Consider the following 10,504-nt stretch of genomic DNA (forward strand, 5'->3'; position numbering starts at 1 on the left):
GAGACGGGGCAACGACTGACGGAAAGCTGTATACGGGAGAACCGTACGTGCAGTTTGACGAGGGGTCCCAGCTGAAAGGCTGGTCCTACTCTATTATAGATAATAATATTTTAATAATAGTCTCTTTTTTGCAGCTCTAAAAATAATTTTGGGCAAACTCTATTTTTCTAAAAAATATTGACAACCCAGTTGACTTGTGTTAATATTAGTAGATGTCTATAAGGTAAATAAAAAAGTTTATAATGGGAAAGTATTGTTTAAATTATTAAGTATTTCCTGGGGGTGCAAAGATGTCAACGGTAAGGGAAAGATATAGTTTCAGCAAGATAGAAGATGCAATGGACTTACCAGATCTGATCTATACACAGTTGAGCTCTTACCAGTGGTTTCTGGAAGAAGGTTTGAAAGAGGTTTTTGAAGAAATCTCTCCAATCGAGGATTTTTCCGAAAACCTGGTATTAGAATTTGTTGATTATTATCTTGAAGATCCTGAAAATACGGTTGAAGAATGCCGTGATCGGGATGATACTTATTCTGCTTCTTTACAGGTGAAGGTTAGACTAATTAATAAAGAAACAGGAGAAGTAAAAGAACAAGAAGTTTTTATGGGCGATTTTCCACTTATGACAGAAAAAGGCACTTTTATTATTAATGGTGCCGAGAGAGTTGTGGTTAATCAGCTGGTTAGATCATCTGGTGTTTATTTTGACGATGAGAGAACAAAGGATGGAAGAAGATTAATTTCGGGCAGTATTATTCCAAACAGAGGAGCCTGGATAGAATTTGAATATGACAAAAAACGTATTATCTCAGTGCGTGTTGACAGAACAAGAAAAATGCCGTCAACAGTATTGTTTAGAGCGTTAGGCTTTGGAACAGACTCAGAATTATTGGAGCTTTTTGGTGATTCAGAAGTTGTACATGACACAATAGAGAGAGATAGTACAGAATCACAGGATGAAGCACTTATAGAATTGTATAAAAGACTTCGTCCAGGTGAACCGCCGACAGTTGAAAGTGCCACTAATCTACTGAATTCTCTATTTTTTGATCACAAAAGATATGATCTGGCTGCAGTTGGCCGGTACAAATTAAATAAGAAATTAGGACTGGATATTGATAAAGACAGAAAATATCTTCATATAGATGATATTGTAGCAACGGTTCAATATATGGTAAAACTTATATATAATGAAGAAGATGCATACATTGATGACATTGATCACCTTGGTAACCGCAGATTGAAAACAGTTGGGGAGCTGCTGCAGAATCAGTTTAGAATTGGTTTATCAAGGATGGAGAGAGTTGTTAGAGAAAGAATGACAATTCAGGATATAGATGTTGTTACTCCACAGGCTTTAATTAACACAAGACCTGTAGTCGCATCTATTCAGGAGTTTTTCGGAAGCAGTCAGCTTTCTCAGTTTATGGACCAGACAAATCCTATGTCAGAGTTAACACATAAAAGAAGGCTCAGTGCACTGGGGCCTGGTGGTTTAAGTCGGGAGAGAGCTGGATTTGATGTGCGTGATGTTCATCATTCACATTATGGTCGTATATGTCCGATTGAAACACCTGAGGGACCAAACATCGGTTTGATAGGTTCTATGAGCACCTATGCTAAGACAAATGAATTTGGATTTTTGATGACCCCATATAGAAAAGTAGTCGACAGCAGGGTAACAGATGAAATACATTATCTGACTGCTGATGAAGAAGATAAATATATTATTGCACAGGCAAATGCGGAAATAGATGATGATGGAAACTATGTAAATGATTTTGTTATTGCCCGTAAAAGGGGCGACATTTTAGAAGTTCATCCGGAAGATCTTGACTACATGGATGTTTCTACCAAGCAGATGGTTGGAGTTTCTGCTGCAATGATCCCATTTTTGGAAAATGATGATGCTAACCGTGCTTTAATGGGAGCAAATATGCAGCGTCAGGCTGTTCCACTTATGATTACAGATGCACCTCGCGTTGCAACAGGTATAGAACATAAGGCGGCAAAAGATTCTGGTGTTGTAGTCATAGCCAAAAATTCCGGTACTGTCAGCAGAGTGACAGCAAATAAAATATTAATAAAAAATGATGAAGGTTCAATAGACAGTTATAAACTTCTCAAATTTAAGAGATCCAATCAGGGCAGCTGTATGAATCAGCGTCCTATTGTAGAAAAAGGTCAGAGGGTTGAAGCAGGTGACATTATTGCTGATGGTCCTTCAACAGATAAAGGTGAGCTGGCTCTGGGACGCAACTCTCTTATTGCATTTATGCCCTGGGAAGGATATAACTATGAGGATGCTATTTTAATTAGTGAGCGACTGGTGAAAGAAGATGCTTTTACTTCAATTCATATTGAAGAACACGAAGCAGAAGATCGAGACACTAAACTGGGACCTGAAGAAATAACAAGGGATATTCCCAATGTTGGGGAAAATGCCCTCAAAAACTTAGATGACCGCGGAATTATAAGAATCGGAGCTGAAGTAAAAGAAGGAGATATTCTTGTCGGGAAAGTTACTCCAAAAGGAGAAACAGAACTTTCTGCTGAAGAAAGACTTTTAAGAGCTATTTTTGGAGAAAAGGCGAGAGAAGTTAGGGATACATCTTTAAAAGTTCCTCATGGTGAGGAAGGAATAGTAGTTGATGTTAAAGTATTTTCTCGGGAACAGGGTGATGAACTTAAACCAGGTGTAAATAAACTGGTAAGAGTGTATATTGCCAACAAGAAAAAAATATCTGTTGGAGATAAAATGGCTGGCCGCCATGGTAATAAAGGAGTTATTTCCAGAATATTACCTGAAGAAGATATGCCTTTTCTGCCAAATGGTGAACCGGTGGAAATAGTATTAAATCCTCTTGGAGTACCTTCGCGGATGAATATTGGTCAGGTGCTGGAAACACATCTGGGGATGGCTGCAAGATCTCTTGGTATTCATGTAGAAACACCTGTGTTTAATGGTGCGACAGAGAAAGAAGTTGAAGATATTCTGGAAAAAGCTGAGCTCAGCAGAGATGGTAAAACAGTTCTCTATGATGGAAGAACTGGTGAAAGATTTGAAAATAGAGTAACTGTTGGAGTTATGTATATATTAAAGCTTCACCACCTGGTTGATGATAAGATACATGCCAGATCAACTGGGCCATATTCTCTTGTAACACAGCAGCCTCTAGGAGGTAAAGCTCAGTTTGGCGGGCAGCGTTTTGGAGAGATGGAAGTTTGGGCTCTTGAAGCTTATGGAGCTGCCTATACTCTTCAGGAAATGCTGACAGTAAAATCTGATGATGTTGTAGGAAGAGTAAAAACATATGAGGCTATTGTTAAAGGAGAAAATGTACCAGAACCGGGTATTCCAGAATCATTTAAGGTACTGATAAAAGAAATGCAGAGTCTTGGTCTGGATGCAAGAATATTTACTGAAGATGAAGAAGAACTTCAGGTTGCAGAAAATGAAGATGAAATGGCTGAAACTGCTAAAAAACTTGGACTTGATACAGATTTAAAACTTAATCGTGATCAAGAAGATGATGATGACGAATAATTACATTATAGAAAGGGGAGAGACCCTTGTTAAATGTGAATAATTTCGATTCAATGAGGATCGGAGTTGCTTCTCCAGAACAGATTCGTGACTGGTCGAGAGGTGAAGTAAAAAAACCCGAAACTATAAATTATCGCACACTCAAACCAGAAAAAGATGGTTTGTTCTGTGAAAAGATTTTTGGGCCTACCAAAGACTATGAGTGCCACTGTGGCAAATATAAGCGGGTCCGCTACAAGGGTGTTGTATGTGACCGCTGTGGAGTTGAAGTAACCAGATCTAAAGTTAGAAGAGAGCGGATGGGTCATATAGAACTTGCTGCACCATGTACACACATTTGGTTTTTTAAGGGTATTCCAAGTCGACTGGGTTTAATTATGGATATGTCACCTAGAGCACTGGAAAAAGTTATATATTTTGTTCATTATATAGTTACTGATCCAGGAGACACACCACTGTCTGAGAAGCAGCTTCTGTCGGAAAGTGAATATAGGGAAGCAAGAAATAAATTTGGTAATAGTTTTAAAGCAGCTATGGGTGCTGAGGCTATTAAAGAACTTCTAGATAAAATAGATGTAAAAAAAGAAGTACAGAAACTCAAAAAAGAAGTTAAAGAAGCAACAGGACAGAGAAAAAAGCGTGCTGTTAGAAGGCTTGAAGTAATGGGAGGATTGGACGAATCCGGACTTTCTCCTTCAAATCTTGTTCTGGAAGTTGTGCCAGTTATTCCACCTGATCTTAGACCAATGGTACAGCTTGATGGTGGACGTTTTGCAACTTCAGATTTAAATGATCTATATAGGCGTGTAATAAATAGAAATAACAGATTAAAGAGGCTGCTTGATCTTGGCGCTCCAGAAATAATTATTAGAAATGAAAAAAGAATGCTCCAGGAAGCAGTAGATGCACTGATAGATAATGGACGAAGAGGTCGTCCTGTAACAGGCGCTGGAAACAGACCCCTTAAATCATTAAGTGATATGCTTAAAGGTAAACAGGGCCGTTTCCGTCAAAATCTGTTGGGTAAGCGTGTTGATTATTCAGGCCGTTCTGTTATTGTTGTCGGACCGGAGCTGAAAATGCATCAGTGTGGTCTGCCCAAAAAAATGGCATTAGAACTTTTTAAGCCATTTGTAATGAAAGGTCTTGTAGACAAGGGATTTGCCCACAATATTAAAAATGCAAAAAGAATGGTAGAACAGGTAGATGAGGAAGTGTGGGGTATTTTAGAAGAAGCTATTAAAGACCATCCCGTACTTCTCAATAGAGCACCAACCCTGCACCGTCTGGGTATACAGGCTTTTGAACCGGTATTGGTAGAGGGTAAAGCAATAAAACTGCATCCTCTGGTATGTACAGCATATAATGCTGACTTTGATGGTGACCAGATGGCAGTACACCTGCCTTTATCAGCAGAAGCCCAGACAGAAGCGAGGCTGCTGATGCTTTCAACTACAAATCTGCTTACACCTTCAGATGGAAGTCCTATTACAATTCCTACTCAGGATATGGTGCTGGGAATATTTTATCTAACATCCAGAAAACCAGGTATGAAAGGTGAAGGCAAGATATTTGCCAATAGTGATGAAGCAATTAAAGCCTATGATACAGATAAAGTACATCTCCAGTCACCTGTAAAAGTCAGACTTAATGGAGAGATAATAGAGACCACTATTGGACGTATAATATTTAATGAATCTTTTCCAGAAGAAATGGATTATATAAACGAAAGAGTTGGGAAGAGCAAACTTGGTGATTTAATCGCAGATCTTTATGAATTGGTTGGCAGTGATAAAACGGCTAAAACACTGGATAAGATAAAATCACTGGGATATGATTTTGCTACAAGATCTGGTATTACAATTGCTGTATCTGATGCAGAAATACCTCCGATTAAAGAGAAAATTGTAAAAAAAGCTGAAGATGATGTACACGAAATTGAAAAACATTACCGCAGAGGAGCTATTACAGAAAATGAAAGATATCAAAAAGTTGTTGATATCTGGAATAATACTAAAGATGATGTAACAGATGCTCTGCTTGAAAATCTGGATGAGAACAATAATATTTATATTATGGCTATTTCGGGTGCTCGTGGTAATACATCTCAGATTTCTCAGCTTGCAGGTATGAGGGGGCTGATGGCAGATCCTTCTGGACGAATTATTGATGTTCCAATTAAATCCAGTTTCCGTGAAGGACTTGATGTTTTAGAATATTTCTTATCCACTCATGGAGCCAGAAAAGGTCTGGCAGATACTGCGCTGAGAACAGCTGACTCAGGTTATCTAACAAGAAGACTTGTTGATGTTTCTCAGGATGTCATTGTTCGAGAGGATGACTGTGGAACTGAAGAAGGAATTTATGTAGAATCTATCGGAGGTAAAGGATCAGAAGCGGTTGAAACACTTGCGGAAAGAACTATAGGTAGAGTAACTGCTGAAGAAATAGTTGATCCTGATACTGGAGAAGTTATTGTTGAAAACAATGTAATGATAACCAGAAAGATGATGAAAAAGATAGATGCTGCAGGTATAGAAAAAGTAAAAATTCGTTCAGTTCTTACCTGTGAAGCAAAACATGGGGTCTGTAGAAAATGTTATGGTAGAAACCTGGCAACAAACGAAATTGTAGATATTGGAGAATCGATTGGTATTATTGCTGCTCAATCTATCGGTGAACCTGGAACACAGCTTACAATGCGTACATTCCACACAGGTGGAGTTGCCGGTGATGATATTACTCAGGGTCTGCCGAGAGTGGAAGAACTTTTTGAAGGTAGAACTCCAAAAGGTCAGGCTATTATGACAGAAAGAGAAGGATATGTAACAATAGTTGAAAAGAAAAACTCCAAACGTGTTGTAATAGAAAATGAAGATGGAAAGAAAAAGACATATAAGATTCCTTATGGATCAAAGATGATTGTAAAAAATGATCAATATGTTACTGCTGGTGATAAACTAACTGAAGGTCCTCTGGATCCAAATGTGCTGCTGAAAGTGAAAGGAGAAAAAGCAGTTCAGAATTATCTTCTGGAAGAGGTACAGAATGTTTACCGCTCACAGGGAGTTGAAATTAACGATAAACATATTGAAGTAATAATAAGGCAGATGATGAAAAAACTTAAAATTACTCAATCTGGTGATACAGAATTTCTTCCGGGCAGTTTAATCAATAGATACGATTTACGAAAAAGCAATAAAGAAATGAATGAGAAAAATATGGAGCCTGCAAAAGCTGAGCCCGAACTGCTGGGTATTACTAAGGCTGCACTTGCTACAGACAGCTTTTTATCAGCTGCTTCTTTCCAGGAAACAACCAGAGTATTAACTGAAGCATCTCTGGAAGGTAAAGTTGATCCACTGCTGGGATTGAAAGAAAATGTAATAATTGGACAGCTTATTCCAGCTGGAACTGGAATGAAATATTACCGTAATATTGAAGTTGTTAATGAAGATGGAGTAGTATTTGAAGATCTAGCCAGTGAATTAAGTGATGTAGAAAATTCTGCAGAATAATTTGAGCAGATTAAATAAATTTTCTTTGTTGACATGAACAGACAAAGGTGTTAAAATACTTAAGTGTGCTCGGTAAATTAAGTATACTTATGGAGGTAGACTGAAATGCTTACTGAGTTTTGTGATACTGATGATATTAAACTTATTGTCGGTACAAAACAGACTCTTAAGGCTATTAAAGAAAAAAGAGTCAGTAAAGTTTTTCTTGCTGATGATATTGATCTGCACATAAAAGAAGAAATTCTTTGTGCTGTTAAGGATAATAATATACCTTTTGAAATGGTCGAAAGTAAAATGAAACTGGGCAGAGAATGCGGAATAGATGTTTCCGCTGCCTCTGCTGCCTTATTGAAATAATTGGAAGGAGGTGGGAATGCATGCCGACAATTAGCCAACTGATTCGTAAAGGTCGTCAGAAGACTAAAAAGAAGACTTCCGCTCCTGCTCTGGAGGGTTCTCCGCAAAAAAGGGGAGTCTGTACCAGGGTATATACTGCAACACCTAAAAAGCCTAACTCGGCTTTGAGAAAAGTAGCTCGTGTGCGCCTTACAAACGGGAAAGAAGTTACAGCTTATATCCCGGGAATTGGACATAACTTACAGGAACACTCAGTAGTTTTAGTTAGAGGTGGAAGAGTAAAAGATTTACCAGGTGTTAGATATCACATAGTACGTGGATCACTTGATACAGCTGGTGTTGAAGACAGAAAACAGGGACGTTCCAAGTATGGTGTTAAAAAACCTAGATAAAAAGGAGGGAGTTTAGTGCGTAAAAATAGAGCGGAAAAAAGAGAAATAATGCCTGACCCAATATATAATAAGGTACTGATAAGCCGTATTGTTAATAAACTTATGTTAGATGGTAAAAAAGGTCTGGCTGAAAATATTTTTTATGGAGCTCTGGATATCATTGCTGATAAGACCGGAGAAGATCCTATTGAAGTAGTAAACGAAGCTTTGAATAATATAATGCCTGCTCTTGAAGTTAAATCTCGCCGTGTAGGTGGATCTAACTATCAGGTTCCGGTAGAAGTAGATGAACATCGCAAAATTACTTTAAGTCTGCGCTGGTTAATTAACGCTGCCCGTGCACGTGGAGAAAGAACTATGAAAGAGCGTATTGCTAGTGAAATCATGGAAGCATTTAATAATACAGGTGGCGCAGTTAGAAAGAAAGAAGAAGTCCATCGTATGGCGGAAGCCAATAGAGCTTTTGCACATTACAGGTGGTAATAAGTTGCGTGATGTATAATTTTAATAAGGGGGGAGAATAGTGGCCCGACAATTTCCACTAAAGAGAACACGTAACATTGGAATAATGGCACATATAGATGCTGGAAAAACAACAACAACTGAAAGAATACTTTACTATACAGGACGCGTTCATAAAATGGGTGAAACTCATGATGGTGCGTCTGTAATGGACTGGATGGAACAGGAACAGGAAAGAGGTATCACTATTACCTCAGCTGCAACTACTTGTCAATGGAAGGAACATCGAATTAATATAATAGATACGCCCGGACACGTGGACTTTACAGTAGAGGTAGAAAGATCGCTTAGAGTTTTAGATGGAGCAATTGCTCTGTTCTGTTCTGTTGGTGGTGTTGAACCACAGTCAGAAACCGTATGGAGACAGGCTGATAAATACAAAGTTCCCAGAATCGCATTTGTAAATAAAATGGATAGAATGGGTGCAGATTTTTTTAGAGCTGTCGACATGATGCGTGAAAGACTGGGGGCAAATGCAATACCCATTCAGCTGCCAATTGGTAGTGAAGATAATTTTGATGGAGTAATAGATCTTGTAGAGATGGATGCAGTGATTTATGAAGATGAACTTGGTGTAAATTTTGAACGTCAGGAAATTCCCGAAGATATGCAGGAACTTGCTGATGAATATAGGGAAAAAATGATTGAAGTTTTAGCTGAAGAAGACGATGAATTTATGATGAAATATCTGGAAGAAGGTGTCTCAACGGAAGATATTAAAAATCTGCTTAGAAAGGCAGTTCTGAATGTAAATGTAGTACCTGTTCTCTGTGGATCTGCTTTTAAGAACAAAGGAGTACAGATGCTGCTTGATGCTGTTATAGATTATATGCCTTCTCCGGTGGATGTACCACCTATTACAGGTATCAATCCAGATACAGAAGAAGAGGAAATCAGAAAAGCTGATGATGATGAGCCATTTTCTGCACTTTCATTTAAAATTATGGCTGATCCATATGTTGGCAAATTAGCATTTTTTAGAGCTTATTCTGGAGTATTAAAAGCTGGTTCATATGTATATAATGCAACTTCCGAAAAAAGAGAGAGAGTTGGACGCATACTTCAGATGCATGCAAATCACCGGGAAGAAAGAGATGAAGTTTATGCTGGTGATCTTGCGGCTGCAGTAGGTTTAAAAAATACAAGTACCGGAGATACTCTGTGTGATCAGGATCATCCAATTATTCTGGAATCAATGGACTTTCCAGAACCGGTTATAGATGTTGCGATTGAACCAAAAAGTAAAGCTGATCAGGATAAGTTAGGTGAAGCACTGCAGCGTCTATCTGAAGAGGATCCAACATTCAGAGTTAGAAGTGATGAGGAAACAGGCCAGACAATTATTCAGGGTATGGGAGAACTGCACCTTGAAGTAATTGTTGACCGTCTGCTTAGAGAATTTAAAGTTGATGCTAATATCGGTAAACCAAAAGTTGCTTACAGAGAAACGATTACCAAAAAAGTAACCGGTATTGAAGGTAAATTTATTCGTCAATCAGGTGGTCGTGGACAGTACGGCCATGTTGTTCTTGATATTATCCCTCAAAAAGAGGGAGAAGGTTTTGAATTTGAAAATAATATTGTAGGTGGCTCAATTCCCAAAGAATATATACCTGCAGTTGAAGCTGGTATTATTGAATCAATGGAAAATGGCATTATTGCTGGTTATCCAGTAGTTGATGTTAAAGTTGTTCTCAATGATGGCAGCTATCATGAAGTAGACTCTTCAGAAATGGCATTTAAAATTGCTGGTTCAATGGGCTTTAGAGAAGGGGCTAAAAAAGCAGCACCTGTTATTTTAGAACCTGTTATGAGTGTTGAAGTAGTAGTTCCTGAAGAATACATGGGAGATGTTATCGGTGATCTTAACGGACGCCGTGGAAGAGTTGAAGGAATGGAACCAAGAGCAAATGCTCAGGTTGTTAAAGCATTTGTACCGCTTTCTGAGATGTTTGGTTATGCGACTGACCTGAGATCTAAAACTCAGGGTAGAGCAACTTATACAATGCAGTTTTCTCATTATGAGAAGGCGCCAAAAAATATAGCTAAAGAAATTATGGGAGAATAACTTTTATATTTTAAGGAGGACAAAAAAGATGGCAAAAAAGAAATTTGAAAGAACAAAACCACATGTTAACATAGGAACAATAGGACATGTTGACCATGG

General features: G+C 38.3%; 6 protein-coding genes. All 6 read left to right on the forward strand.

Annotation, left to right across the window (positions count from 1 at the left end; genetic code table 11):
- The first annotated feature begins 290 nt into the window (after positions 1-290).
- The 6 genes from rpoB (at position 291) to fusA (ending at position 10,405) form a co-directional block, all read left to right on the forward strand.
- The gene (rpoB, locus tag DER71_RS11170; protein ID WP_114474639.1) at positions 291-3,548 is read left to right on the forward strand and encodes a DNA-directed RNA polymerase subunit beta; all 3,258 of its coding nucleotides are present in this window, start codon (positions 291-293) and stop codon (positions 3,546-3,548) included.
- A 26-nt stretch (positions 3,549-3,574) separates the two neighbouring features.
- Positions 3,575-7,066, forward strand: a complete 3,492-nt coding sequence (gene rpoC / locus DER71_RS11175) for a DNA-directed RNA polymerase subunit beta' (RefSeq protein WP_114458969.1) — start codon at positions 3,575-3,577, stop codon at positions 7,064-7,066.
- A gap of 105 nt (positions 7,067-7,171) precedes the next feature.
- Positions 7,172-7,423, forward strand: coding sequence for a ribosomal L7Ae/L30e/S12e/Gadd45 family protein (locus tag DER71_RS11180; protein ID WP_114458970.1), 252 nt, complete (start codon positions 7,172-7,174; stop codon positions 7,421-7,423).
- A 20-nt stretch (positions 7,424-7,443) separates the two neighbouring features.
- Positions 7,444-7,815 carry a 30S ribosomal protein S12 gene (gene rpsL, locus DER71_RS11185; protein WP_114458971.1) on the forward strand — a complete coding sequence of 124 codons (372 nt, stop codon included), beginning with the start codon at positions 7,444-7,446 and terminating at the stop codon, positions 7,813-7,815.
- Between the two features lie 15 nt (positions 7,816-7,830).
- Positions 7,831-8,298 (forward strand): 30S ribosomal protein S7, encoded by a 468-nt coding sequence (gene rpsG, locus DER71_RS11190; RefSeq protein WP_114458972.1) that lies wholly within the window; start codon positions 7,831-7,833, stop codon positions 8,296-8,298.
- A 40-nt stretch (positions 8,299-8,338) separates the two neighbouring features.
- On the forward strand, positions 8,339-10,405 hold the full coding sequence (fusA, locus tag DER71_RS11195; protein ID WP_114458973.1) for an elongation factor G: 2,067 nt from the start codon (positions 8,339-8,341) through the stop codon (positions 10,403-10,405).
- Positions 10,406-10,504 lie beyond the last annotated feature (99 nt).

Origin of the sequence: Halanaerobium sp. DL-01 (assembly GCF_003338615.1) — a bacterium.
GTDB lineage: Bacteria > Bacillota > Halanaerobiia > Halanaerobiales > Halanaerobiaceae > QPJE01.